This window comes from Sphingomonas sp. Leaf231, from assembly GCF_001421995.1.
GTDB lineage: Bacteria > Pseudomonadota > Alphaproteobacteria > Sphingomonadales > Sphingomonadaceae > Sphingomonas.
The window spans coordinates 489,502-514,907 of the sequence record NZ_LMLS01000002.1; the positions used below are offsets into that span (position 1 = coordinate 489,502).

General features: G+C 63.4%; 21 protein-coding genes and 3 pseudogenes. 15 read left to right on the forward strand and 9 right to left on the reverse strand.

What is annotated here, in order from left to right; all coding sequences use genetic code 11:
* The first annotated feature begins 103 nt into the window (after positions 1-103).
* The 3 genes from ASE95_RS08555 to ASE95_RS08565 all read left to right on the forward strand — a co-directional run bounded on the left by ASE95_RS08555 (position 104) and on the right by ASE95_RS08565 (position 4,825).
* Positions 104-775, forward strand: coding sequence for a hypothetical protein (locus ASE95_RS08555; RefSeq protein WP_056634489.1), 672 nt, complete (start codon positions 104-106; stop codon positions 773-775).
* A gap of 455 nt (positions 776-1,230) precedes the next feature.
* Positions 1,231-3,660 carry a UvrD-helicase domain-containing protein gene (locus ASE95_RS08560; RefSeq protein ID WP_056634492.1) on the forward strand — a complete coding sequence of 810 codons (2,430 nt, stop codon included), beginning with the start codon at positions 1,231-1,233 and terminating at the stop codon, positions 3,658-3,660.
* 10 nt (positions 3,661-3,670) lie between these two features.
* Positions 3,671-4,825 carry a PD-(D/E)XK nuclease family protein gene (locus ASE95_RS08565; RefSeq protein ID WP_056634495.1) on the forward strand — a complete coding sequence of 385 codons (1,155 nt, stop codon included), beginning with the start codon at positions 3,671-3,673 and terminating at the stop codon, positions 4,823-4,825.
* A 480-nt stretch (positions 4,826-5,305) separates the two neighbouring features.
* Here ASE95_RS08565 and istB read toward each other — a convergent pair whose 3' ends face one another.
* Together istB and istA are read right to left on the reverse strand one after the other, a co-directional pair.
* A complete protein-coding gene (gene istB / locus ASE95_RS08570) occupies positions 5,306-6,034 on the reverse strand; it encodes an IS21-like element helper ATPase IstB (RefSeq protein ID WP_056634497.1) in 729 nt (242 codons plus the stop codon).
* Positions 6,021-7,532, reverse strand: a pseudogene (gene istA / locus ASE95_RS08575) (IS21 family transposase). Before istA ends, istB begins: the two are co-directional and overlap by 14 nt.
* 300 nt (positions 7,533-7,832) lie before the next feature.
* Here istA and ASE95_RS08580 point away from each other — a divergent pair.
* The 8 genes from ASE95_RS08580 to ASE95_RS08615 are packed head-to-tail and all read left to right on the forward strand — an operon-like array spanning position 7,833 to position 15,007.
* On the forward strand, positions 7,833-8,780 hold the full coding sequence (locus ASE95_RS08580; protein ID WP_156347939.1) for a hypothetical protein: 948 nt from the start codon (positions 7,833-7,835) through the stop codon (positions 8,778-8,780).
* Positions 8,777-9,883: a DGQHR domain-containing protein DpdB gene (gene dbpB / locus ASE95_RS08585; RefSeq protein ID WP_056634504.1), complete on the forward strand. Its 1,107-nt coding sequence runs from the start codon at positions 8,777-8,779 to the stop codon at positions 9,881-9,883. The genes ASE95_RS08580 and dbpB (ASE95_RS08585) overlap by 4 nt, the downstream gene beginning before the upstream one ends.
* Positions 9,880-11,154 carry a tRNA-guanine transglycosylase DpdA gene (gene dpdA, locus ASE95_RS08590; protein WP_056634507.1) on the forward strand — a complete coding sequence of 425 codons (1,275 nt, stop codon included), beginning with the start codon at positions 9,880-9,882 and terminating at the stop codon, positions 11,152-11,154. Before dbpB (ASE95_RS08585) ends, dpdA begins: the two co-directional genes overlap by 4 nt.
* On the forward strand, positions 11,151-12,221 hold the full coding sequence (dbpB, locus tag ASE95_RS08595; RefSeq protein WP_082450017.1) for a DGQHR domain-containing protein DpdB: 1,071 nt from the start codon (positions 11,151-11,153) through the stop codon (positions 12,219-12,221). The genes dpdA and dbpB (ASE95_RS08595) overlap by 4 nt, the downstream gene beginning before the upstream one ends.
* Entirely contained in the window at positions 12,218-12,583 is a 366-nt protein-coding gene (locus ASE95_RS08600; protein WP_056634513.1) for a 6-carboxytetrahydropterin synthase, read from the forward strand. The genes dbpB (ASE95_RS08595) and ASE95_RS08600 overlap by 4 nt, the downstream gene beginning before the upstream one ends.
* Complete coding sequence (gene queC, locus ASE95_RS08605; protein ID WP_056636023.1) at positions 12,583-13,299, forward strand: 7-cyano-7-deazaguanine synthase QueC; 717 nt, start codon at positions 12,583-12,585, stop codon at positions 13,297-13,299. Before ASE95_RS08600 ends, queC begins: the two co-directional genes overlap by 1 nt.
* Positions 13,296-14,216 (forward strand): hypothetical protein, encoded by a 921-nt coding sequence (locus ASE95_RS08610; protein WP_056634516.1) that lies wholly within the window; start codon positions 13,296-13,298, stop codon positions 14,214-14,216. Before queC ends, ASE95_RS08610 begins: the two co-directional genes overlap by 4 nt.
* 5 nt (positions 14,217-14,221) lie before the next feature.
* Positions 14,222-15,007 (forward strand): HAD family hydrolase, encoded by a 786-nt coding sequence (locus tag ASE95_RS08615; protein WP_056634522.1) that lies wholly within the window; start codon positions 14,222-14,224, stop codon positions 15,005-15,007.
* A gap of 30 nt (positions 15,008-15,037) precedes the next feature.
* Here ASE95_RS08615 and ASE95_RS08620 read toward each other — a convergent pair whose 3' ends face one another.
* Positions 15,038-16,186: an ImmA/IrrE family metallo-endopeptidase gene (locus tag ASE95_RS08620; RefSeq protein ID WP_056634525.1), complete on the reverse strand. Its 1,149-nt coding sequence runs from the start codon at positions 16,184-16,186 to the stop codon at positions 15,038-15,040.
* Entirely contained in the window at positions 16,183-16,485 is a 303-nt protein-coding gene (locus ASE95_RS08625) for a type II toxin-antitoxin system HigB family toxin (protein WP_156347941.1), read from the reverse strand. Before ASE95_RS08625 ends, ASE95_RS08620 begins: the two co-directional genes overlap by 4 nt.
* Before the next feature lie 79 nt (positions 16,486-16,564).
* Here ASE95_RS08625 and ASE95_RS08630 point away from each other — a divergent pair, with 79 nt between their 5' ends.
* The 3 genes from ASE95_RS08630 to ASE95_RS18570 all read left to right on the forward strand — a co-directional run bounded on the left by ASE95_RS08630 (position 16,565) and on the right by ASE95_RS18570 (position 19,493).
* Positions 16,565-17,725, forward strand: a complete 1,161-nt coding sequence (locus ASE95_RS08630) for a multiubiquitin domain-containing protein (RefSeq protein WP_162234675.1) — start codon at positions 16,565-16,567, stop codon at positions 17,723-17,725.
* Positions 17,722-19,095, forward strand: a complete 1,374-nt coding sequence (locus tag ASE95_RS08635; RefSeq protein ID WP_056634535.1) for a ThiF family adenylyltransferase — start codon at positions 17,722-17,724, stop codon at positions 19,093-19,095. Before ASE95_RS08630 ends, ASE95_RS08635 begins: the two co-directional genes overlap by 4 nt.
* Positions 19,096-19,313: 218 nt before the next feature.
* Positions 19,314-19,493, forward strand: a complete 180-nt coding sequence (locus ASE95_RS18570) for a DUF6527 family protein (protein WP_443025455.1) — start codon at positions 19,314-19,316, stop codon at positions 19,491-19,493.
* 274 nt (positions 19,494-19,767) lie between these two features.
* On the opposite strand, the gene ASE95_RS08645 is transcribed toward ASE95_RS18570, so the two are convergent.
* The 5 genes and pseudogenes from ASE95_RS08645 to ASE95_RS18265 form a co-directional block, all read right to left on the reverse strand.
* The gene (locus ASE95_RS08645; protein ID WP_056634537.1) at positions 19,768-20,163 is read right to left on the reverse strand and encodes a lysozyme inhibitor LprI family protein; all 396 of its coding nucleotides are present in this window, start codon (positions 20,161-20,163) and stop codon (positions 19,768-19,770) included.
* Between the two features lie 43 nt (positions 20,164-20,206).
* Positions 20,207-20,683 (reverse strand): hypothetical protein, encoded by a 477-nt coding sequence (locus ASE95_RS08650; protein WP_056634540.1) that lies wholly within the window; start codon positions 20,681-20,683, stop codon positions 20,207-20,209.
* 12 nt (positions 20,684-20,695) lie between these two features.
* Complete coding sequence (locus tag ASE95_RS08655; protein ID WP_056634543.1) at positions 20,696-21,409, reverse strand: hypothetical protein; 714 nt, start codon at positions 21,407-21,409, stop codon at positions 20,696-20,698.
* Between the two features lie 21 nt (positions 21,410-21,430).
* Positions 21,431-22,633: pseudogene (locus ASE95_RS18260) on the reverse strand (S8 family serine peptidase); the annotation flags it as partial.
* A gap of 1 nt (position 22,634) precedes the next feature.
* Positions 22,635-23,938, reverse strand: a pseudogene (locus ASE95_RS18265) (S8 family serine peptidase); the annotation flags it as partial.
* A gap of 319 nt (positions 23,939-24,257) precedes the next feature.
* Here ASE95_RS18265 and ASE95_RS08665 point away from each other — a divergent pair.
* Positions 24,258-25,346: a DNA N-6-adenine-methyltransferase gene (locus ASE95_RS08665; RefSeq protein ID WP_056634549.1), complete on the forward strand. Its 1,089-nt coding sequence runs from the start codon at positions 24,258-24,260 to the stop codon at positions 25,344-25,346.
* Positions 25,347-25,406 lie beyond the last annotated feature (60 nt).

A 25,406-nucleotide genomic window follows, 5' to 3' on the forward strand; every position in this document is an offset into this window, starting at 1 on the left:
AGCTGGAATACGGGAGCGAACGGTGATTGATCTACGGCGTCGGAGAGGTCCGCGGAAGGGAACCGGACTTTGGCCCTTCTACTATCCACGCCCTTGGGACCTGATGCCGGAAAAAGGCAGCGCCGTCATCATCGATCCCGTAGCCGTTTCGCAGGAGGCAGCCCGAGAACTCTGCAAGGTCGAATGGCCGGGCATAGCGCTGATGGCAGACGACTTTCAGATGTCCCTCCTTGATGACGGTGCCGATGTCGCTGGCATGGCAGAGGCTTGGTTTGACGCCAACAAAGCCGCTGTCGCGGACGAGATCAGGCGACGAACCGTAGACTATCGCGTCGAACGCCTGTCGGCGTCGGCCGCCACCGCGATGGCCGAAGCGTGCTTTGCCTACGCTCAGGGTAGCTATCTTGCGGTGGTGCGCGTTCTAATGCCGGAGTTCGAGGCGGTGGCGCGAACACTTGTCGGCAAAAGAAGCCAGAAGGCCGCGGTCGATGGGCTTCTTCGCCTGATCCAGGACGTGCCGATGATCAGGGAGGATCCAATCGAGGCAATGTCGATGGTCGAATTCATCGACGACCAGCTATTCGCCTCCTGCAAGGACGCCGCTCATGCCGCCGCACGGGGCCAGGCGCCTAATAGACACGCGGAAACTCACGCGCTCAAGAGCTACGGCAATCTACGCGGAGCCAGTTACATGATGTGCGGCACCGACCTGCTGCTCAGGCTGGCGGCGAGACATCTCGATCTCGCGCAGCAGTTCCCACCAGAGGCGACGTGAGTCTTGCGGCCTACGGCGGGCATCGAACACGGCAGCTGCCTAGACCCACAACCGGTCATTCAGGGCGTTCACTCGCTTCCCGAGGGCAGCCATTGGTTCAGGTGGCGCCCGGTCGCCGAGACTGGCCGATTGCAGCCAGACGGGTTTCGGAAGGGCGGGATAAGATAGCTGTCGTTCTAACTAACCCGATCCCGCCTGCCATCGGGGCATTTTCCATCGGCACCAGTCTGCCGTCTTTTAAACCGCGCAAGATGATACGGCTAAATTGGGTGCAGTGCGCCCAAATGACGCACTGGCCGTCACGATGCCCCTTGTCGGTTTGGCGGGCACAACGGTTGCTTCATGCTGATCATACATCCCCGTCCGCTCCTTAGGCGTCGGAAGGCGTAGCGCGCAGCAAGGCAGATCATTAACTTTATCCCCGTGGGGATGGTCGCCTGATTCGGGGGGTAGCGTTGTTACTGGAACAGTTTCTGGATTTGGTCGAGCGCACGCCCGCGATCGCCCGACGACCTAATGATGAGCAGCAGGTTTGCATCAACGCGGACCCGAGCCGACCGACGATGATCGTCGCTGGACCGGGAAGCGGAAAAACAACCGTCCTCGTTCTCCGGGCGCTCCGCCATATGCTCGTCGACCGCATTGCTCCTGAAAACATCGTCATCACCACCTTCACGAAAAAGGCGGCTCGAGAAATCCGGAGCAGGCTGATCGAATGGGGAGAGGCTCTCGTCGATCAAGCACTCGCGACGCCCAATCTTGATCCGGAGGATGCTGCTACTCTTCGACACCTCGATGTGAACCGCGTTGTAGCCGGCACCCTCGATAGCATTTGCCAGGAAGCGCTTGGCTCTGACCGACACGCGGACGAACCGCCTCTCGTAACGATGGAAGCCTTTGCGGCAAACGTGTTGCTGCAGCGCAGAGGGCGGCTGAGCCACATTTTCAACGCTAACCAAGCCGAGATGGCGGCGTATCTAGCACCCTTCACCTTTGACGGGACACCGCCAGATACCGTCGGAGAAGCCGGCCGAGCGCTTGTCCCGCTGGTCGAGCGCTTCATTCAAGACCGAGTGGACGTCGCGGCTTTTGGGGCGGCGAACCAGCCTCTGGCCCAACGACTCATTGCAGGCATTGCGGGTGATTATCGCGCTTATCTTCGCGACAACAATCTGCTCGACTTCTCCAGCTTGGAAGAAGCGATGCTGACGCGTCTCCAGGCCCGGCGCGTACCCACGTTGCTTGCCGGGACGGCCGTCGTGCTGGTCGATGAATATCAAGACACCAATGCGCTCCAAGAGGCGATCTATTTCGAACTCGCCCTCGCAACGAGGGCTTCCTTTACAGTCGTCGGCGATGATGATCAGAGCCTCTACCGCTTCCGCGGCGCAACGATTGAACTGTTCCGTTCTTTTGTTGATCGGTGCCGTACACGTCTAGGCATCGTGCCGCAGGGCCCGTTATATCTGGTCGAGAATTATCGTTCGACGCCTGAGATCGTGGAGTTCTTCAACAGCTTTATCCGAGAAGATCCGAATTTCACGCCTGCCCGCATCCAACCGCCAAAACCAGTGATCCGAGCCAACGCCGCAGCATCGCAGATGCCTGTGCTGGCGATGTTCCGGCCGGATGCCCCGACGCTTGCCAACGACCTTAGCGGCTTTCTCTCGGACGTCTTTCGAGGCGGAGGTTATCGCGATCCCAATGGCCGGTATCCAGATCTACTGCGCCGCGCAGCAGATGGGGGTGATCTGGGCGATGCCGTGCTGCTCGGCTTCAGCGTTCTCGAGATGCAGCGTCCTTATTTCGGCAATCCACCGAGTCCGCGTTTTACCCATCATTTACGGAACGCCCTGCTTGGCAGTGGCATGGCGATGTTCAATCCGCGCGGGCGGTCGTTGCGAGATATCGAACAGGTCGAGCAGCTCTTGGGCTTGGCAATCCTGGCGATCGATCCACCAAATCGCCCGGGTGGACATCTGTTCGAGACGATGACGATCACCAACGAAGCCAAATTCTTCATCCGCCGCTGGGTCGCGGCCGGCAGCGCGCTGCTCGCTTCAGGCCCAGCGCCGGTTTATGGTAGAACGCTCCAACAGGAAGTCGATGAGTGGAATCGCTTTGTGTTCGCTCGGCCCAATCCAAATCCGAAATGGTCTAGCAGGGATTGGCCTTTTCTCGACGTGCTCTACGGGCTCGTCCCTTGGGTTCCCCACTTCGAGGAAGACCCTGAGGGGCAGGTCTATCTAGAGGCGCTGTCGCGTGCCGCGGGTCAGGCGGCCGGTTTCTCGGCATATTCCGGCAAGCTCGTCCGGCCTATCGATCCGAACGTAGATATAGATCATGGTCGACGTAGCATCCTTGCCATCCTTCGCGACGTAATCGCGCCAATCGCCGAGAACGTCATCGAGGTGGACGAAGAAATCATGCCGAATGTCCCGCGGGACCGTCTCAATGTGATGACGATTCACCAAGCCAAGGGGCTCGAATATCCATTGGTGATCGTAGATGTTGGCGCAGACTTTTCGACCAACGCCGTGAAGAACCGGTTCAGGCGGTTTCCTGATATGCCATCGGCGACCGCACAGATTGAAGATGCGTTAGCGCCTTTCACAGCAGAACTCGGTCCGCTCCGGACAGCACGCAGCGGGCTCGATCGGAGCTTTGAGGACCTGATCCGCCTCTATTATGTCGCGTTTAGTCGACCTCAGCGTGTCCTCATGCTCGTCGGATGCGACAAGATGCTACGCTGGAACGCCACCATCAAAAACGTGGCGGCGGGATGGCGGCAAGATGAGAGTTGGGCGTGGCGCGATTCCTCGCCTCAACCGACCGGCAGGCGCAATCCGCCGGTCGTAACCCCGCCGTCCATCCATTTCGTTTGAGAGCGTCGCCATGGAATTGCCGATCAAGCGGCCCGACCGCATCGTTCCCGACTATAGCCTGACCGGCGACGTCCTCTCCTTTTCGCGCTGCCAGCGCAGTTACCGCTACTACAACGGTTCTGCGCTGCCACCCTCGCGACCTGTCCAGATGTGGTATGGCGAGTTCATCCACGGGATGATGGAGAGGACTTTTAGGCTCTGGCAGGATCGTGGAGGCCTCCAATTTCCGTTGCCCTATACGGCTATCACGGAAAACGACATGCCGGGCGAGCCCCCTGCTGGCACCGGTGCGCTTGACCTGCGTGCGATCGGCTGGCCGATCGAGCAAGCGCTCGCACACCAAGGCAAATTTGCGCGAAGCGCTGATGCGCGCATCTCCGCCTATGAGCGCGCGGAAGCCGCAGTCAATCAACTCGGCCCTCATCTCTTCCCGCTGATCGACGTCGCCGAACGTAAGGTGCTGGGGACACGGCCGCTGCCGGCCTCAGAAACACATCGGGCCGAGCGTGCGGCGCGATACGTTCTCCAAGGCATAATCGACGTCCTGGGTCATACCCAGCTAGATGGACAGCCATCCGAAAACGCCATCAAGCAAGCCATCATGGCGTCCAACCCCCACCTGGCCGGCGAGTATGAGATTATCATCGACTATAAGGGATCCCGTCGCCCTCGGGTCGATGACGATCCGCGAGGCGACTGGAAGCTGGGGGAATGGCAAGTCCAGACCTATGCTTGGCTCCGCTCCCAGCAGGCCGACGCGCGTCCCGTCGCGGCAGGCATCCTGATTTATGTGAGTGAGTTGGCGCCCGGGTCGAAAGAAATGACCATGCTACGCACCGAGATGCTCAACAGGTGGACGGATATTGCCCCAACGGCAGGAACGCCGGATTATTATCAGGTGAATGGATGGACCCCCGGCAGTCAGGCCAATCTCTCGCTACCGTTCAGGTTGCAGCGGGCAATTCGCATCATTCCGGTCACTGAGGCGAGCATGATGGAAGCAACGGCGGCGATTGACGGCGTCGTCCGAGCGATCGAAGACTGTGTCACTCACGAGCGACAAAGCATGCAGATCAAGCAGTCTTGGCCAGCGGACAGCAATGACGACGACACCTGCGTCGCTTGCGATTTCCGCGTCTCCTGCGAGCACTACAACGCCACGTAGGGTATATTTCTAGCTCTAATTATTCGACGAAACTGTAGCCGCTCAGCAAGCGCGGCTATTATACAACGATCGCTTGGGTATTTTTAGAAATTCTATGCACCAGTGCCGGCAGGCACGTTTCCAAGGCCGACACTGGTTTGAAATCGCGAATGCAGACTCCGGAGTGTCCGCGCGCGCCTCTACAGTGTCATGCGGGCGCCGGCGGGCAGGTGCTATTGGTTCGGTCCTCACTGAGACGTGTGCTCCGACAAGGGGATATAGCCACATCGCGGTTGGCCGTCGGGCGAAGACGCCCTCATCTTATTGATTCGCACTTTCGAGCGCTATTTATGTCAATCGGCGTCCAAAAGGGACCTCCTTCGTCGTGCAGCGTGACGGTTATGGCGGGCGTGCCGTTCGCGCTGGTTGCGGCGTAGGGCGGGCGTAGCCCGACCGGAGGCGCAACCAGCGCGAAGCGTCTTTGGCCGGTGGTCCCGGGCGTCAGCTGCGGTGCTTGAAGCGCCAGCTGTCGTTGCCGGTCTCGACGATGTCGCAGTGGTGGGTAATGCGGTCGAGCAGCGCGGTGGTCATCTTGGGGTCGCCGAAGACGGTGGGCCATTCGCCAAAGGCCAGGTTCGTTGTGACGATGACGGAAGTGCGCTCGTAGAGTTTGCTGACCAGATGGAAGAGCAGCTGACCGCCCGAGCGGGCGAATGGCAGGTAGCCCAGCTCGTCGAGCACCACGAGGTCGAGCCGGGAGAGCTGAGCCGCCAGCGTGCCCGCCTTGCCGAGGCGGTTCTCCTCCTCGAGCCGGTTCACCAGGTCGACCGTGTTGAAATAGTGTCCGCGGGCGCCAGCTCGCACGACGTTGGCAGTGATGGCGCTGGCCAGGTGTGTCTTGCCGGTGCCCGTTCCACCGACCAGCACGACGTTGCGCTGGCCCGCCAGGAACGAGCCGCTGTGCAGCGAGCGCACCAGGCCTTCGTTGATGGGGGTGTCCTCGAAGACGAAGGCGTCGAGATCCTTCACCGCTGGTAGCCTGGCGGCTGACATCCGGTAGCGGACCGACGCTGCATGGCGGTGGGTTGCCTCGGCACGCAGCAGGTCGGTCAGGATCTCCATCGTCGTGCGCTTGCGCTGCAGGCCGGTGGTCACCGCCTCGTCGAACGCGCCGGCCATGCCCTTGAGGCCAAGCCCCGCCATCGCCGTCATCATCTCATGCCGCTGCATGAAGGCCTCGCAGGCTGTCATAGCGACCGCAGTCGGCACGCGGCGGATGACGCAGCGCCAGGTCTTCGGGCGTGACGATGGTCAACGGTCGTGGCGGTTCTCGCCTGCGGGCCAGGATGTTGAGAATGACGTCGTCGCTGGTGACGCCGGCCAGCAACGCCTCGTGCACGGCTGCTTCAACTGCCTCCAGCCCGTCGTCGAGCACCGCCGCCAGCACCCGTACGAAGCGCCGGTCGGCATCGTCGCCGGCGCCGAGCTTGCGCCGCAGCCGTGATAGCGCAGGTGGCAGCTCCCAGCCCTAGAACGGCGCACCGTTGCGCAGGGCGCCCGGCTTGGTCACCAGCACAGGCAAATAGTGCCACGGGTCGTAGATGGTCCGGTCACGACCGAAGAACCGGGGATGGTCGGCAACGACCTCGCCGTCGCAGCGCACGACGATGCGGTCGGCATACGCACGGACCTGGACCGCACGCCGCACGACCTTGGCCGTGACCGAGTAGCGGTTGCGGTCGAAGTTTATCAGGCACGTGCCGCTTACCGCGTGCTCGCTCTCATAGAACCCATCGAAGGGCGCTACGACCGGCTGGAGCACGCTACGCTCGGCAGCCCATGCCTGAGCAACCGTCAGTTCCTTCTGCTCGGGATGCTTGTGCATGTCCGCCCAGCGCCGGCACTCCGCCTCAAGCCAGCCGTTCAGCTCCTCGATGCTGGCAAAGCGCAGACGCGGCTGGAAGAACCGGCCACGTGCGGTCTGCACCTGGTTCTCGACCTGACCTTTCTCCCAGCCGGCTGCTGGCGAGCAGGCTGTCGGTTCGACCATGTAGTGGCTGGCCATGACCAGGAAGCGCCGGTTGAAGACCCGCTCCTTGCCGGTGAACACGCTCGTCACCGCCGTCTTCATGTTGTCGTAGATGCCGCGCGTCGGCACGCCCCCGAAGAAGGCGAACGCCCGCGCATGCGCGTCGAACAGCATCTCTTGCGTCTCACGCGGATAGGCTCGCACGTATATCACCCGCGACGCGCACAGCCGCACATGGGCGACCTTCACACGCATCGGCTTGCCCGCGATCTCGACGTCCTCGTGGCTCCAGTCGAACTGATAGGCCTCGCCCGGCCGAAACAGCAGCGTGATGAACGCTGGTGCATTCATCACGTCCCGACGACGTGCCTGCCGCCAGCGGGCCGCATAGCGGCGCACCGCATCATACGAGCCGTCGAACCCCTCGCGCAGCAGCAGATCGTGGATACGCGTGATGCGCAGCTTCTCGCGCCGCGGCCGCGCCTCGTCTTCATCGAGCAACGCATTCAGTCGCGCCTGGAACGGCCCCAGCTTGGGCAGCGGCTGCACCTCACGCCGGTAGCCCATGTCCGCCTCCGGCGACCGGATCGCCTTGCGCACCACTTTGCGAGATAAATGCAGGTCTCGCATGATCGCCTTGATGGCTTTTCCCGCCGCGTGCTCGCGCCGGATCCTCAACACCGTCTCCAATACCAACATCCCGATCTCGCCGCCTGACACACCGCCAAGCGGACAGCCTAGACCACCGGGATGAGGGGTCCTTTTTCGACGCCGATCACCCCGCTACCGGGGTCCTTTTTCCACGCCGATCCACAGCTATTTAAACGCCATGTGGCGCAGTTATTGCCGGTTGCGTACGGATACGATGAGAAAAAACTGCACGCCATATTACAGGCTTTGTGATCGCAGACCACGTGGTTGACCGCTCCTAAGAGGCCAGCTACGTGCGTAACACGGCGACTTTGCGTGTAGCCGGGGCTTAAAATTGAGGCAGATACTTTGGCAGTTTTTGGTGAGAACGACGCCGATAGTTATGCAATTTTGCCGAAGAGCGTCGAGGTGAAGCGGCCGTTGGTTATAGGCTGTTGCTCCGCGCGCAAAGCGATCGAAGCATCGTTGCTCGTTGCAGAATTGCCTATCGGGCATATCGACGAAATTGCCGAACGGTGGCTCATATCCCTTTCAGGCACCGAACCCGGTATCGCAGCGGCGGACCTCTACACCGGCCGCTCCTTCAAATACGCCAAAGAGGCAGCGGCCTGCTTGAGCGCAGATCTCGGGATATTGTCGGCCGGGCTCGGTTATGTGGATGGAGCCCGCGCGATTCCCAGCTACAATCTCGCGGTTGGCCCTGGCCCTGCGAGCATCGCGCAGCATGTCCATGATTTCGATCCGCGACGCTGGTGGGATCGTATTGCCTCTGGGCGCTATAGCAGTGACCCGCTTGCCGCCATCGAGCATCGGCCGATCATTCTATTGGCCCTGACTAAAGACTATGCGCGCATGGCTGGCCGGCTTCTTGATAGCCTGGCTGCGCGCCCTGATGGGGTGCGCGTGTTCGGCGCAGGAGCGGCCTCATATGTACCCGGCGCTTTGGTGCGGTGCGTTATGCCCTATGACCAGCGGATGTCGCCGCGGGGGACAAGAGGCGACTTCGCAGGCCGGGCACTGCTGGCGCACGCCCGATTGCTGACAAAGCGGCCATCCCCCCTCTGTCTTGAGCAAGAACGGGAGGAAGTTGTCATTGCCATGGCGCGTGGAAAGGCCCCCGATATCGCGGCGCGGACAAAGACGTCGGATGCGGCCATCGCGCGCGAAATCAAGCCATGGCTCCAAGTCGAGCCCAGAATCAGCCGAACCCGCCTCGTCCGCCGCCTGCGGGATCAATGCGGCATAGCCTGTTCGGACGCTCGAGCGGCACGGATTGCTGAGGCTTTGATCGCATGACATCGCAAGTCATCACCGTTCGGGCCCTTCGCACCCGTCAAGGCGGCCACGACCTTTACATGTTCGCGGTACCGGGCGATCGCGTGCCGGACATCGCCGATATCAGCCGCATCGGTCGCGATGGAGCAGGCGCGCTCGAAGGATATCAGCGCGGAGAGATACGCAACCATGTCGCCGACATCGCCCGCTATTTGGATGGCGGCGATGTTCTCTTTCCCAATCCGATCTTGGTCGCGTTATCGCCAGATGTCCGTTTCACCTCTGCGCGGGGATCACGCCCGCCTAATATGCTGGAGGCCGGGGATGTGGGAACGCTTCGACTCCCATTGAGTCCCGCCAAGCCAGGTTGGATCGTTGATGGCCAGCAGCGCGTGCTGGCATTGGCCAAGGCGAATGCCGCCGCAATCGTGGTGCCCATCGTGGCGTTCGTTTCAACCGACATCGCGGTTCATCGCGAGCAGTTCGTGCTCGTCAACAAAGCCCGTCCTCTGCCCAAGGCCATCGTCGATGCGCTGCTGCCTGCAATGGATTCCGCGATCCTTCCAAGAGATCTTGGCCCGCGCAAGATCCCAAGCGCGCTAGTGGATGCGCTGAGCTCCAACCGTGACTCGCCCTTTTTCGGTCTCATTCGCCGCCCAGGTGCGGAAGGTCCGAGCATTGTAAGTGACCAGGCTTTGTTACGATCGATCAAGCGTTCGATCGGGTCTCCCCTTGGCGCCCTAAGTCCCTATGGCCATGGCGGCGGCGCGCCTGACGTTACGGCGATGTATGGCTTGCTCGCGGGGTTCTGGAGTGCAGTCCAAGAGGTTTTCCCGGACGCTTGGGGCCGGCCGCCCTCGGAGAGCCGGCTCATGCATTCCGCGGGGATCGAGGTCATGGGTTATTTAATGGATCGGGTTCTGTCACGTCCCGACGCGGCCCGCGCGCCACGCGACGCCGCGCTTGCTGCCCTCGAACGGATCGCGCCGCACTGTCGGTGGGCGAGCGGCACATGGGAAGGGCTCGACCTTGATTGGAATGCGATCGAGTGCACCAGCAAGAGCATTGGGCGGCTGCGTGACCATCTGATCCGCCTTGAGCATCAGCCGAGGCTGGCGGCATGAAATTTCTTTTCGCGGACACCGCCGATACCGTTGATCCGTCGTTCGATTTCGAGCGGACACGCAGCCTCAAACAACGTCGTGTCCATGACGACGACGAATATCCGCATGAACATCTCGAGCGAGCGCCTTATGACGGCATATTGTTGTCGCGCGCGGCGTTCAGCGACCATCTTCGATCGGGAAAATATGGTGCCGCCCGCTCTATGCGATTTCGGCGTGAAGGCGCGCGCGTGTTCCTGCGCTATCCCGAAGAGCAATATGCCGGCAGTATCGTCATGGGTGACTGCGGAGCATTCAGCTATCGCGACGCGGAATTCCCGCTCTACAGCGTTGACGATACGCTGGGGTTCTATGCCGACGGCGGTTTTACCCATGGTTGCTCGGTCGATCATCTGATCTTCGACTTCGAGGAAGACGACCGCTCACCCTCGGACGAAGCGAAGCGGCGTCAGGAAATCACATTGACCCTGGCCTCGGAGTTTCTCGAAACGTCCCTGGCGCTCGGTCGGACCTTCACCCCCGTCGGTGTCATTCAAGGATGGTCGGCACAAAGCATGGCCGATGCCGCCGCCAACCTAGTCAAGATGGGCTATCGCAGTCTCGCGCTGGGCGGCATGGCGCGATCCCCGACCGACGATATCGAGCGCGCGCTGCATGCGATCACCGAGCGGATCGGCCTGTCGCGAGTGGCCATCCATGTACTGGGCTTCGGAAAGGTCGAGGACGCGCCGCGGCTCGCCCGGATGGGTGTTACTAGTTTCGACACCACCTCGCCGTTGCTGCGCGCGTTCAAAGACGACCGCCAGAACTATTTCGAGACCGATGGTGAGCGATTGGGCCACTACACAGCGATCCGCATTCCGCAGGCATCCGATGACCGCCATGCCCGAGCATCGGCACGCGCGCGGGCTGTTGGGCAGGAAGAGTTGATCCGGCTCGAAAATATCGCGCTGACCGCCGCGCGCGGTTTTGCTGCCGGGCATGGCGATCTTGAAACGGTGGTTGATCGCATCCTCGACTATGCCAGCATCATTCTTTGGAAGGACAAGCGCTCCGAAAAGTCAAATCTGAATGACTTTGCCAAGTTGCGGGCGATATATCTCAGGTCTTTGGGTGAACGTCCGTGGGAGCGTTGCACATGCCGGGTTTGCAGAGAACTGGGCGTCGAAGCACTTATCTTCCGCTCCACCAATCACAACAAGCGTCGCGGTTTTCACAATCTCGCGGTTTTTCACGAACTGCTCAAATCACAGTCCAAGGTTGCCTTATGAATACAATCAAGCTCGGGCCCGTTATTCGACTGGCGCAATCATCGGAAATGCCCGTCGCAATCTTTCAAGCGACAGCCGCGCAGATTCTTTCCATCGCGCGTGTCGAGCGCGCCGACCGGCGCCAGGACGGAAGGCTGGTCGGCTTTCAGCGCCCCCAAATCCAAGCGCATATTCATGAGATTCAGGACTATCTCAACGAAGATGAGGCGCCGATCCTTCCGAACGCGATCGTAATCGGCTTTTGCGGTGGTGCCTCGATCAAGAAGGACATGCTGGTGGTCGACACCGCTGATGCCCCGCCGGGCTGGGTGGTCGATGGCCAACAGCGCCTGACGGCTGCGACCCGCGCGCAGAACCAGAATTTCCCGCTGCTGGTGTCGGCGTTTCTCTGTCGATCGGTCGCGGAACTGCACAAGCAATTCATACTGATCAATTCGACCCGCCCGCTGCCGCGTGACCTGATCTACGAGCTCATGCCCGGCGTCGAAGGGTTACCGCCACGGCTTTCCGATCGCACGGCGGCTGCCCTCCTTGTCGAGGCGCTAAACTATCGCGATGGCTCCCCGCTTAAGGGGATGATCAAGCAACACACCAATCGAGCGGGCGTCATCAAGGATACGATCATCCAGCGCGTGCTGATGGCGTCGCTTTCGGATGGCGCTCTATCCGCGTGGCGCGACGACACTTCTCAATTGCTGGGTCCTGGTTACGCGATGGTAGCCAACTTCTTCGCCGCAGTGAAGGAGTGCTTCGCCGACGATTGGGAAGGCCAGACACCGAAAACATCACGATTGGTCCATGGCGTTGGTCTTGTTGCGATGGGCTATGTGATGGACGCCTTGGCGTTCGATCGCGATGCCCGGTCGAAGGACGATTTTGTCGCAGGCCTGCAGCCACTGGTCGGTCGCACCGCGTTCCGCGGCGGCGAATGGCAGTTCACGGACCAGCGACGCCTCTGGCACACACTGCAGAACACGGGTGCTGACTACCAACTACTGGCGACGCATCTCGTCAGTTTGGTGCGGCGACCGCGCGGACTCCGTTTGGTGGGAGACCCGGAGTCATGACCCACGAGATCACGAAGGACTTCCGTTTCGATGCGGCCCATACCCTCATCCGCGAGATCGTCGCTGAGGGATCGCGCCGCATCCATGGCCATTCCTATCGCGCACAGGTAACTTTGCGGGGAACGGTCGATCCGACTTCAGGTATGGTGCTTGATCTGGGGGCAATCGAGCAGCGTCTTACCAGTGCGCGGGATGCGCTCGACCATCGGTTCCTTGACGAGGTTCCGGACCTTGGACCCGCGACCATGGAAAATCTCGCCAGTTGGATATGGCGTTCGCTGCGGGCCGATTGCCCGCAACTGGTCCGGGTGACGGTGTACCGGGACAGCGCGGGCGAAAGCTGCAGCTATTGGGGCGAATGATGCCGAAGACCGTGGATGAAAGCGCTCTGGTCTCATTGTCGGGTGGGCAGGATTCCGCGACCTGCTTGGCCTGGGCGCTCGCGCGCTTCGAGCGCGTCGAAACGATCGGCTTTGCTTACGGTCAACGCCACGCGATCGAACTCGACTGCAGAAGCACATTGCGGAAAGCGATGGCAGATCTCAGTCCGGTTTGGTCGGGTCGTCTAGGCGACGATCATATGATTCCCATTGAGGGTTTCGGCCGCATCGGCGACACGGCGATGACCTCGGACATCGCAATTGGAATGACGGCAGCAGGGTTACCCAACACCTTCGTACCAGGCCGGAATCTCATCTTTTTCACTTTCGCTGCCGCAGTCGGATATCGCCGTGGCATTCGCCATCTAGTCGGCGGAATGTGTGAGACCGACTATTCCGGCTATCCCGACTGCCGCGACGACACGCTGAAAGCGCTGCAAGTCACTCTAAATCTGGGCATGGATCAACGCTTCGTCGTGCAGACACCGCTCATGTGGATAGACAAGGCATCGACCTGGCGCCTTACAGCTGAACTCGGCGGGAGCGACCTCGTCGACATCATCCGCGAGCACAGTCATAGCTGCTATCTCGGCGACCGCGCGCATCGGCATGAATGGGGGTATGGATGCGGTTCTTGTCCCGCTTGCGATCTGCGCGCCAATGGCTGGCGGGTCTTTACAGAAGGCTGTTCGGCATGACGACAGGTGATGAGAAGGCACAGAAGCGGCTGCAATGGCTGCTCGACGCGCCTTTGTTCATCGATGAGGCGCTGACAGCTCGCCTGTTCGATGCGGTCGTCCGTCCCTCTTATGAAGTACAGAGCCGCGAAGTCGGCCAGGTCAGCGAGACGGCGCGGCGCCGTCTCCTCGGTGGCGAGGCCGAGGCTGGCTACGATCTTGGGCTCTCGTTCCTGACCGGCGCCCTCAAATTGCGCGGACAAATCAGTGGCGAGCGCGAGACAACCGATAAGGACACGGCATCGACGAAGCGCACCGAGGTGCGCGTTGACACAGCCGGGCGCCGCCTTGAGGAGATCGCGCTGGTCTATCTCAGCAATCATCCGGATCGGATCGTGTTCATCGACGCTGATGGGACGGCTTCGACCTTCGATGGTAAGAGGCTTTCGCTTCAAGATCTGGAGGCCGCGGCCGAAGATCCGCCCCGCATGCTCGCCTTTGTCGATATCCCGCGCAACACGCCGGTCATCCCGATGGCGTGTGAGTGTGAATCTGGAGCCACGGCGCGACTCTACGAAACCTACATCGCGCAGCAATGGCCACAGGAAGCGGAGCGCCCGGTTTACCCGCCCGATGGTGCGGGCCAGGATGAAAGGCGCGCTTATTGGAGCGCTCTAGCCGCCCGTTTCTCCTCGCGCGTCGGCATGGAGGTGATCGAAGCGGCGGGGGCCGGCGGTCGGTTTGGCTGGATCGACTTCCGCGTGCCCATCGGCGGCGCTGGCGATGCCATGCATCTCCATCTTGTTCCCGGCGGAAAATACTACACCGGGGTTTTTGCCTATAACATGGTCCGCCGTGGCTATCGCCAAGGCATTCGGATGGTCGGCACATTGAAGGCAGGGATCGATCTCAATGTCCTTGCCGTGTTTGATCGGTAGCTGCGGTGGCCATAACCCCTGTCATTCTCGCCGATGCGGACAACACGCTATGGGATACCGACAGCGTCTTCGCTGAGGCGCAACTGGCACTCCTGGCAGATGTCGATCGCCTCTTCGATCAGCAGGGCCGCAGCGACGCCCTCGGTCATGTCCGCGCCTATGATCAGGCGCTGGCGAAGATTGACCATCGACATCTGCGCTATCCGCCGCACCTCCTCGTGCGGGCGCTTGCCCTAGGCAATCTCGGCCATGGGCCGGTGGAAGCGGCTCGTCTGACGGGCAGTCACCATACGCCTCCCGCCGTTGCGGAAACTGAAGAAGCGATCGTCGGGCGTTATTTCGAGGCGCTAGGGCGCGGGCCGGAGTTGCTGAGCGGGGTCGTTGATGGTCTCGTCGCGGCACGAGATACCGGCATCGAGGTCTGGATTCTGACCGAAGGGTCAGCCGACCGTCAGCGTTCTCGGGCAGCGACGCTTGGCATTGCCCATCTCGTCAAAGGCGTGAGTGAAGGCACGAAAAACGTCGAGCAGTTCGATCGCCAGCGTCGCCGCTTCGCACCCACACCTGTTGTCGTGATCGGCGATCAGCCCGATCGCGACATTCTGCCCGCGCAAACTGCGGGATGCACCGGCGTGCTCGTACCAAGCGGCTTTAGACCTGGTTGGATCGAAACCGCCGCGTGGCGCGAAGCCGACCATGTGGCTGATCGCTTCGATCGCGCCATCGACTGGATCATTGCCACGATCGGTTCCTCGCGCGCTGACGCCGCCGAATTGGCACCCCGCGCGTAGGATTCCGCGCAACTGCGCAATCCGATGCGCTTAGACGTGAAGCCCAAAGTGTAGCCGGACGTCACCTCGTCCGAGGAGTTTCGAGAAGCGGCGGTATTCTGAATGTTCGCGCTGCCAGCGACCGGCGACGATGGCCGGATGGATGCGGGCCGCGTCGGCAATCGCGTTGATGTCGGCGGTGTGCATGTCGCGCGATGCCATCTCCGTCCAGATCTCGGGCGGGATAAGCGCGTTCATCGCGAACTCGTCGGCCTCGCTTTCGATGTCGTCTGAGCTCTTCAACTCCAGATCATCAAGAATGAGCGTAGTGTCGCCCGAGAGATGCTCGGATACGTGGCAGAACTCGTGCAGCAACGTGAACCAGAAGTTGTCGATGCGATCGTGGCGCAGTGTCATTGCGATCACGTCCACGCCGTCGCCTCGACACATTGCCGCACCGTCGAGATAGGTGCCCGGCAGGTGCTCAAGCGTCACCAGGACTATGCCCCATTTCCTAAGTAATTCGCGCGCGAGTGCCGGACCGTTCGGTGCAGCGCTGAGCTTCGCCAGCTTCCGTGCCGCCTCGACTCCCCGCTCCTTGCGCTTCGGCTTGGTGATCTCGACCCCGTTCGCGAGATGGCGAACTGCGGCCAGCCACGCGGCCAGCGCGACCTGATCGGTCTTCGCGTTGGTGCGCTCCGTGCGCGACTTGCGGAGATGGGCGTTGGCCTCCTGCGGGCCCCCTATCCGATTCATGAAAGCGGCGAACGTCTCCTTCGCGTTCATAAGCTTTAGGCTTCGGAGCTTCTTCAGCGCCGCGATAGACGGTTCCGGCGACTTGGCGGCGGCGCCCTCACCGATCAACGACGCGGCGGGAATACCGAGGTGCCGGTTGAGCGCGCGTATCATGTCGAGCGACAGCGGCCGCGCGCCCGACAGGACCTCTGACACGCGCGCGCGGGATCCGATGTAGGGCTCAAGGTCGCGCGGCTTCAACCCAGCCTGATCCATGCGGAAACGGATGGCCGCAACGGGCGTTGGCGCGTCCATGAAATAGGTCCGTTTCTCGAAGTCTTCGACTACGAGCGATAATATCTCGAATTCGTCCAGCGAGGCGGGATCGTCCTTGTCGATGAGGAGGGACATGCGGGCCTTGGCGGCATCGTACTGCGCGTCAGTGCGGATCGGCGCCACGCTCATGCGCGTCCATCCGACTTCTTCGCGCGGAGCTTTGCTAGCCCCGCGCACGATCCTGCGTATTCCACCAAGGCCACGCCCTTTTCATAACTGATAGCGATCACCGCGCAATGGTCACCGTCGAAGGGGACGGTGAGGCGGCGTCCGGAGAGGTCCGACGACGGAAAGGCCTTCCGGACGTCGGCGTTGTTCGACCACGCGGCAGCCTCAAGTTCGGCGGCGAGCGCTCGCACGCCATCACCTAACCGACCACCGGCCATCCGCGCGAATTTCAAAAGTTCGGGTCTACCGGTCAGCCTCATCGTGCTCTCGCATAGCCGCCAGGATAATGCAAGCAAAATTGGTCCCAATATGGGAGCGATGAATTTTCTTGCGAATCGGATGAACCTGTTGGATATGACGATTCACGTCATCGCTCCCATATGGGGATCGATGACCCGGGAGGCAATGAACATGGACGCAGTTGTTAATATCCGTGCCGGCGTGGTCATCATGGTGGCCGGCGCGAATCTCGAGTTCGTTCCGCTGAAGATCAGCGACGGGACGCCCACCGCGCACCAGATCGCCCGCGCCGCCGGCTGCAAGCCGCCCGCCGACGCGGTCGTGATGCGTGTGTTGGACAACGGTGAGATGGACCTCCTTCGTCCGGATCAGGAGCTGGAGATTGCTGGCGGCGAGCGTTTTGTGGCGTTCCTCGCCGACCACATCTCGCTGCTGCGCGTGGACGGCGAGCGCTATGAATGGCCGGGCGGCGCCATCACGGGTGCGGCGCTCCGCCGTCTCGCAGGCGTACCCGACAACTGCGTGCTCTACCTCCAGCGCGTCGATCGCGCGGACGAGGAAATCCAGGCCACCACGCTGATCGACCTCGATAAGCCGGGAATCGAGGGGTTCATCTCCGTCAAGCGCATGTGGAAGCTGAACGTCCATGGTGTCGTAGTGGAGTTCACCACCGCGACGGTCGTCGTCCGCGACGCGCTCGTGAAGGCTCGTTTCGATCCCTCGAAGCCGTGGCAGATCTTCCTGAAGGTGGTCGGCGAGCAGAAGGCCGAGGTCACGCTCGACACTGTCGTCGACCTGTCGAGGCCGGGTATCGAAAAGCTTCGCCTCATGCCCCGCGCGGTTGACAACGGCGAGGCGCCCGCGCCTCGCCGCACCTTCTCCCTGCTGGAAGAGGACGTTGCCTATCTCAACCGCGTCGGCCTGGTGTGGGAAACGGTCGTCGAGTTGGAGCGGCGCTGGCTGATCGTGCGCAACTATCCGCTGCCGGCGGGCTTCACGGTGGCGACCAGCGACATCGCCCTGGAGATCCCCCCGGACTATCCGCAGGCGCAGATCTATGGCTTCTATGCCCACCCGCCGCTCGCGCTTGCGAACGGGCGGGCGATCCCCAACACACAGCTTACCGGAACGATTAACGGCAAGCCCTTCGTGGGCTGGTCACGCTACCGCCCCGGCCAGCCGTGGGACCCCGATGCCGACAACGTCATCACGCAGTTCGCACTGATCGAGGCTGCGCTGGCAAAGGAGGCGGGAGAATGATGCCGCGTACCTCCATCGCGATGGCGGGTGTCCAGCACCGCGCGCTGCGCGCCCATCTCTTCCCCGGCGACGGCCTGGAGGCCGCAGCTATCCTGCTGTGCGCGCGGGGCCCCGGCCACCGCAGCCGCTACGTGGTCCGCGAAGTGATGCTGGTGCCGCATGCCGACTGTTTCCAGCGCACGCCGGACTTCGTTTCTTGGCCGGGCGCGTGGCTTGAGCGGGCGATCGATCAGGGCGAGCGCGACGGGTTGGCCTTGATCCTCGCCCATTCCCATCCGGGGGGGCTGCTCGGCTTCTCCGATCGCGACGACACTAGCGATCGGATCACCGTGTCGTCGCTCTTCCAAGCATACGGCCGGGCGCACGGCTCGGCGATCATGGTGCCGGACGGCACGGTCCTGCCGAGGCTTTACGATCCCGACATGGCCGTGCGCCCCGTTGATCTCGTGACGGTGGTGGGCGACGACATCGTGTTCCAGTTGGCGGGCGCACCCAAGCGTGCCCCGGCGTTCACGAGCGGGATGACGGATGTGCTCGCCCGGCTCTCCGCGGTGGTGATCGGCGTGTCCGGCACCGGGACGGTCGTCGCTGAGCAGGCGGCACGCCTCGGTTTCGGGCGCGTCATCCTGATCGACTTCGACCGGATCGAGCGCCGCAACCTGAATCGCATACTGAACTCGACCCGTGCCGACGCCGCCGCAGAACTGCTTAAGGTTGCCGCCTTCGCGCGCGCCATCACCGAGTATCGTGGTCCCGATGTCGCGATTCCCGTGCCCGCCTCGATCGACACGCGCGACGCCGTGATCGCGGCCGCCCAGGGCGATGTGTTGTTCAGTTGCGTCGATACGCTCCACGCGCGCCAGATCGCTGATCTGATGGCGTCAGCGTTCGTAATGCCGCTGTTCGACATGGGCGTTACGATCCCAGCCAGGACGGATACGTTGGGCGAGGTCTCGATCATCGATGCTGTCGGCCGGATCGACTATGTGCAGCCCGGCGGCTCGAGCCTGCGTACCCGCGGCGTGTACACACCGAAGACCCTGCGGGCCGAGTATCTCGCGGATGTGGCGCCCGAGGCCCACGCCATCGAGTTGGCGGCCGGTTACATCGACGGCGCAGTCGAGCAGGCGCCCTCAGTCATCTCGCTCAACATGCGCGCGGCATCGGCGGCTATGAACGAATTCATCCTGCGCGCCTTCCCGTTCCGTCTCGATCCCAACCGCGGCTACGCCAGGACGCGCTTCAGTCTCGCCGGCGGTGATGAGGACCACTTCGACGAGGACGACTTCGCGGTGGGCTCGGACAAGCTGCTCGGCCGCGGTGGCACCGAGCCGCTGCTTCGCCTGCCTCGCCTCGGGGTGCCGGAATGAGCCTGTCTCGTTGGTGGCGGGCAGCCACCTGCTTCAAGCCAGCGCGGATGTGGCAGGCCGCTCGCAGGTTCGACCTGAGGCGGCTTTGGCGGGAGGGGCACGAACGGCTAAGGCCGAGGTGGCGCACGGACTTCCTCGATTTCGACGTGCTGCCACCCAAGCTGCCCGCGCGTCGGCTGGTCGTTGCGCGCGATGGTGACGAGTTATGGAGTGTCGGCATGCGCTGCCCGTGTGGCTGCCGCGAGATCATCGAGTTGCCGCTCATCGAGGAAGCGGACCAGCACTGGGCTCTGCATGTCGATGTTCGTGGCCACGCGAGCCTGACGCCGTCGGTCTGGCGCAGAACAGGGTGCCGGTCACACTTCTGGCTGCGGGCCGGACGCGTGCACTGGTGTTAAACTCTCTGGTCACCGGCTTTTCGATAGGTTCGACGTCTCGGCTGCCCCGGCTCGTGTAATCCTGATTGTCGATAATCTTCATCCGTTCGCGATCGACAGGGAGGAGACCAGCCGCAATTGGGGAAACCTTCAATCCAGGAAATGACCAAGGTTGGGCGCATAGCTGTCGGCCGACAACGTCTGAACGAAAGGCCGCTTACTCAACCTCGGCTCCCGGAAGCGGTCAGGCTGTAATCCACCATGAACGCACGTCCGCGTCTTTCCAGATCCCATATCAATCCGGGCTTTTAGGCTTCGGCAGCAGCGGTGGCGTGCTGTCGGCATAGGTAAGCCAGTTCTGCCAGATGACCATTGCGCGCGCTTTGGTGATCCTTGTCCGACAGCCGAGCGCCATGGCACCCCGGATCGTGCCCTGGCTCCACCATTCATAGACGGCATCGCATTCGGCGTCGCGATAGGCGATCCACGCCCGTTCGGACGCGCGCAGCTTTGCCAGCGCGGTCGTGCCTTGTTCCTTAGTGAGGCGCGCCACCGCCGCAGCATAATATCGGTTGAGCTCGGTATCGGCGCGGGCAAGGTCCCCAGCTAGGCATTGCTCGACCTCCGGCGTGGTCGAACCCGAACATGGGTTGCCGGCCGCTAAGAGCAGCGTCGCGATGATGATCGACATATCTATCCCTTCCTCCGTCCCGGTCCCGCCAAACGCTTCCGACTTACAACGTTTCGATCCGGCCGGCCGCACCCGGTTCCTTGGCAATCGACCGGATCGTCACCCGGTCCATCAGCACCTGCACACCCCATGCGACTGCCGCCAGCGCCGCCCATGGCCAGCCGCGGGTCAGCCACACATCGAGATGGAAGCCGTTCGCCGGCAAGGTCAGCCCGCAGGCGATCAGTGCCAGCCACTTGAGGCTGTTCATGGCGAACGACGCCCCGCTCATGATCCACAGCTTCGCGCGCGACGATCCCGGTCGCCACGCCGCCCACAGCAGCAGCGCGGCCGGGACACCGGGCCCCGCCCACGCCGTCCACTCCGGTCCGAGGTTCACCTTGGCGACCATCGCGGCAACGAACGACAGCACACACAGCAGCAGGATCAGCGGCAGCGCGCGGAAGAAGCCGGTGGCGTTGAGCACACCGACCAGCATCAACAGGGCGACGATCGCGACGGCTCCGATCACGGCGATCATGACCGTGCGCCCTCAGAACGCCGCGCGGTCGGTCTTGGGCGCGGCGCCATCGACGGCCGCGGCATAGGCCCGCTCACGGTCGCGGTCCTGCTCGGTGCCGTCCTGCAGCCTGATCGTATTGTCGTTGTAGACGACCGACGCGGTCAGGTTCGGCAGCGCCTCCGGCCGGCGCTGGAACGGCGTAATCATGCCGCAGACGGACTTGAGCGGCGCACTGCACCAGGCGAGCGTCATCCCCTGATCCCGGCTGCCATCGGGCTTGCCGTATTTGGCGATGACCTGGCGCAGGAAGGCGTCGCCCTTCATCCCGTCCTGCGGCATCGTCAGATAGACGCTGGTGACGGTCGAACCGCCGGCGGGTGCTGCGGTCAGGCCGACGGTGATGGCCTCGCGGTTCGGACCGACGCCTTTGAGCTGCGTCATCACCCGGTCGGTCATCGCCGGTGAGGAAGCGGCGCCGGTCCGCCGCCGCGCCGCCTCTGCCCGGATACGCGCCGCGAAGCTCGGGCCGTAGCTCACGCCATTGGTCGCGGGCATCGCATAGCCGGCCTTCACCAGCGCGGCGCGTGCCTCGCTCGCCGACATGCCGAGCCTCACCCCGGCAACGTCGAGCGGGAAAGCCGGCGTCTTCGCGCCACTGACGGCCTGCGGTGTCGCGGCAGCCGGCGTCCCGCCGGCGGGTGCGGCGGCGAGCACGATGGCCGCGGCGGTGAACGTCTTCCTCATGTGTCTATTCCCTCGTGTCGTTCAGCGGATGGCGATGGTGACGAAGCCGGCGGTGTCGGACACGCCCGCGACGTGGCCGGCGTCGAAGGCGTGCGCGACGCCGAACCGCAGCGATGACGTGCGCGACAGCGAGGTCATCCAGCCGAGTTCGAGGTCCAGCTCGCGGGCATCCGGCGCGAGATCGACGGCCATCGTGCGGGTCACGAGCGCACCGCTGACCAGGTCGAACGACACCGGCGCGAGCAGCACCGCACGGGCGCGCTCGACCCGCAGCGGCGACGACAGGCCGAGCGTCGCGCGGCCGCCGAACAGGCCGCTTGCACCCTCCAGCGCAAAGGCGCTTCCAATCAGCGGTCCGCCGAAGCGCAGCAGGTCCGAACCCCCCGACGCCCGGGTCGACGAAGCGGAGGCACGGGCGGTGAGGTCGACGCCTGCCAGCCTCTGGCGATAAATCAGCGTGGCGAGCGTGGTCCGCGCGCCGCTCAGCCCAAGCGTCGCGTCGCCGCGCATGCCGAGCACCTGACCGCGTTCGGCAAGGTCGGACAGTTCGAACCCGAGGCCCAGCGGCATGGCGAAACCGATGACCTGTTGCCGGAGACGCCCGTCCCGAGACGTGCCAATCGAAAAGGAGGCCGACCAACCCCCGCCGGACCATGCCGACATGCTGCCGACCGGCATCGACGCGATACCGCGCAGCGGCGAACCCGCCAGCCCGCTCCCGCCGCCGATCGCGACGTTCGTGCCGAGCGTGACCTGCTGCCCGGCGGCAGGCGAGAAGGACACGACGGCGGGAACGTCCGGACGCCGCATCGCCTGAGCGCCGACGTTCGTCGCGAAGCCGAAGCGCGCGGCCTGAGCCTGCGCCGCGCGCCACGGCGCATCGGTCGAGGCGAGCACCGCCCCGGCGAGCAGCCCGGACCCACGCGTACGCACGCCGGCCGACCCTGTCATCGTATAATCGCGGCCGTAGCGATCGAGCACCGTCATGCCGCCGACCTGACCGCTCAGCGCCGACGCAGCAGCCGACCCGCCAAACGGTGCCGAGGTGGTCAGCGAGGAGAAGCGGGTCAGCACAGCATCGGCTGCCGCGAAGGCAGACGCCGGCGCCTGCGCCTGCATTGCCTTCTCGACGTTGAGGATGCCGGCACCATAGACCGCGTCGACGCCCGGCGCACCGGCATCGGTCGCGGTGTCGAGCAGGATGCGGCTGATCGCCTTGCCGCCNGCCTTCTCGACGTTGAGGATGCCGGCACCATAGACCGCGTCGACGCCCGGCGCACCGGCATCGGTCGCGGTGTCGAGCAGGATGCGGCTGATCGCCTTGCCGCCCAGCTGCGGCCAATATTGCTTGAGCAGCGCAGCCGCCCCTGCGACCGCCGGGGCGGCGAAACTGTTGCCGGTGACGCTGACGATATTGCCGTCCTTGTCGACGACCTGGACGTTGTTGCCGCCCGCCGCGAGCATCCGGTCGGCGAGCGGACCGGCATTGCCGTTCGCGCTGCGCGGATTGCCGTTCTGGTCGACCCCGATCGCGAAGAGGAACCAGTCCTTGTTGGCGCGGTCGGTGCCGACGAAGTTCTCCGCGAACTCCCCGGTGAAGCTGTCCTTGCCGGTCGCGTTGTCGATCGAATTGACCAGCAGCCGGTCGGCGAGGCGCACCTGATCCATCGCGGCGCGCTGATCCTGCGCGATCTGGCCCGTGCCGAAGCCGTTGAGTGACAGGACGCTGACGAACGCGCCTTTCTCGACCGCGTAGCGGATCGCGGGTGCGATCAGCATCGCGTTGGCGCTTCCGCTCTCGGGGATCGGCCCGGTGCTGCCGGCGGTCTGGCCCGACAGGTCGGCCCCGACGATCTTGAGCGCCAGCAGCGTCGCCTCGGGCGCGACGCCCTGCGGCCCCGATCCGTTGCGCGCGGTCAGCGCGACCGAGGCGACGGTCGTGCCGTGGCCCTGCTTGTCGTCGATCGCATAAAGCGCGAGGGTCTCCGCGGGGCAGGTGCCGCAGCGCGCGACGCGCTGTTCGAAGCCGGTGCTGTCCGCCGAGATGCGCCCGGTGAATTCGGGTGTTGAGCGGTTGATGCCGGTATCGAGCACCGCGATCGTCACACCCTTGCCGGTAATGGCGCGGTCATAGGCGTAGGCGGCCTTGGCGATCACCACGGCGCCCGAGGCCTTGTATTCGGCGCTGTCGGCAGATGTTGTCGGTGTCGGAGCAGGTGTGGGTGTGGGTGTGGGTGTGGGTGTGGCGGTCGGCGGCGCAGTCGACCCGCCAGAATTAACGCCACCCCCGCCGCCACAGGCGGCCAACAGCAGCCCCGCCGAGATCACCGATATGTTCGTTATACATGCGCGGTCCCCGCGCTTCCGTCCCTCAACACCCAACGCCCGAACCCCGTTCGCGTCGGTGCCGGTCGGCTCCAGCCGGCGGCACCGCCCCTGTTCACGAGGCGGTGCCGGCCCGAAAGCCGGAAGTTGGAAACCTGCAAAGAGACAGGCGCGAACGCCTTTAGGCCCGAAGGCCCTGGACATACGCGTCCGCCTCCCGGCCGAAACTGGTTCGGACCGGGTCTACGGCTCTCTTTGACGAGGTTTCCACGCCTCGGCCCACCTGCTGGTGAGCGCAGGCAGGTTAAGCGATCTTCCCGCCTGTCGGCAACGCAAATCTTCGCGACCCGACGTCGGGTATTATTGACATGGTAAAGAGATGTTTACATTTGTCGCAAGCACACAACATTCTTCGTGCGTTGCCGCGAAGTAATAGAGTCCGTGCGATTGCGATCCGGGCAAGTATTGACCCAGCGCATACGGCTACTCATATCGACCAGTATATGAACCCTTTTGGTATCTGATGTTGATCGCGGCGCTCATCGAGGCCCGCAGGTCGTCGGGCGTGTCCCAATCCACGCTCGCGGCGCGCATTGGCGTCCCTGTGCAGAAGATCAAGCGGCTCGAGCGGGGCGTCGGTTCGGTCGAGACCCTTGCGGCGGTGATGACCGCGATCGACTTCAGGCTGACCGGTCTTGGGCCGGGCGACACCCTTGGCGCAAAACTGCGCGCCAGCCGGCTTCGGCGTGGCTGGACGCTGGAGAAGGCGGCATCACGCGCGAAGTTATCGCGCACGACGCTCGCCGGCCTTGAGCGCGGCGGCGGATCGGTCGCCAGCCTGCTCCGCCTGTTGACCGTGCTGGCACCGAAAGCCCGGCGCCGCGCAATGGAGCGCGCTCATTGGGGCGAAGGCGACAAGGCCGACCGTGACGTCCGCTTCACCCCGCCCGAGTTCCTGGCGAAGGTCCACCATGCGTTCGGCGCGATCGACCTCGACCCGTGTGGTCATACGCTGAGCCCGGTGGTCGCGAAGCGCCGCATCCTCCTGGAGGAAGGCGGCGATGGATTCGTCGACGACTGGTCGGGCCGGCTCGCCTTCGTCAATCCTCCTTTCAGCGAAACGCTTCGTTGGCTGAAGCGCGCGCATGACCAATGGTCGCGGGGGAATGTCGGCAGCGTCGTCTGCCTCGTCCCCGTGCGCGTCGATTCGCGCTTTTTCCACGAGACGTTGACCGTCGAGGCGGATATCTTCCTCTTGCTGGGCCGGGTCCGGTTCGCCGACATCCGCGGCCGGTCGCAGCACACGCCTTTCTCCTTGATGCTGGTGGCGTTCGGCACCTCGGCCGAACAGCGGGCACGCTGGGCGGAGATCGCCGAGGGATACTGGTTGGCCCGCTCACGCGGGCTCGCCTCACTGCCAGATCGGCCAGTCGTTGATGACGACGCGGCCCGCGACATCGACGCCGTGCTCTACCAGCCGGCTCAAGCGCGCCCCGGCGCGGGCGATGCCCTGCTCGGCGTCGGTGGGCTTGAAGGGCAAGTGGATGATCTCGCCGGGGGCGAGGCGGAAGCTGCCGCGCACATGCGGCTGCGGCAGGAGCAGCGCGCGTGACCCGGTCTTCGACAGCCACAACCGGCAGCCGGGGTGTGAAAAGCAGATCCGGTCGCGCGG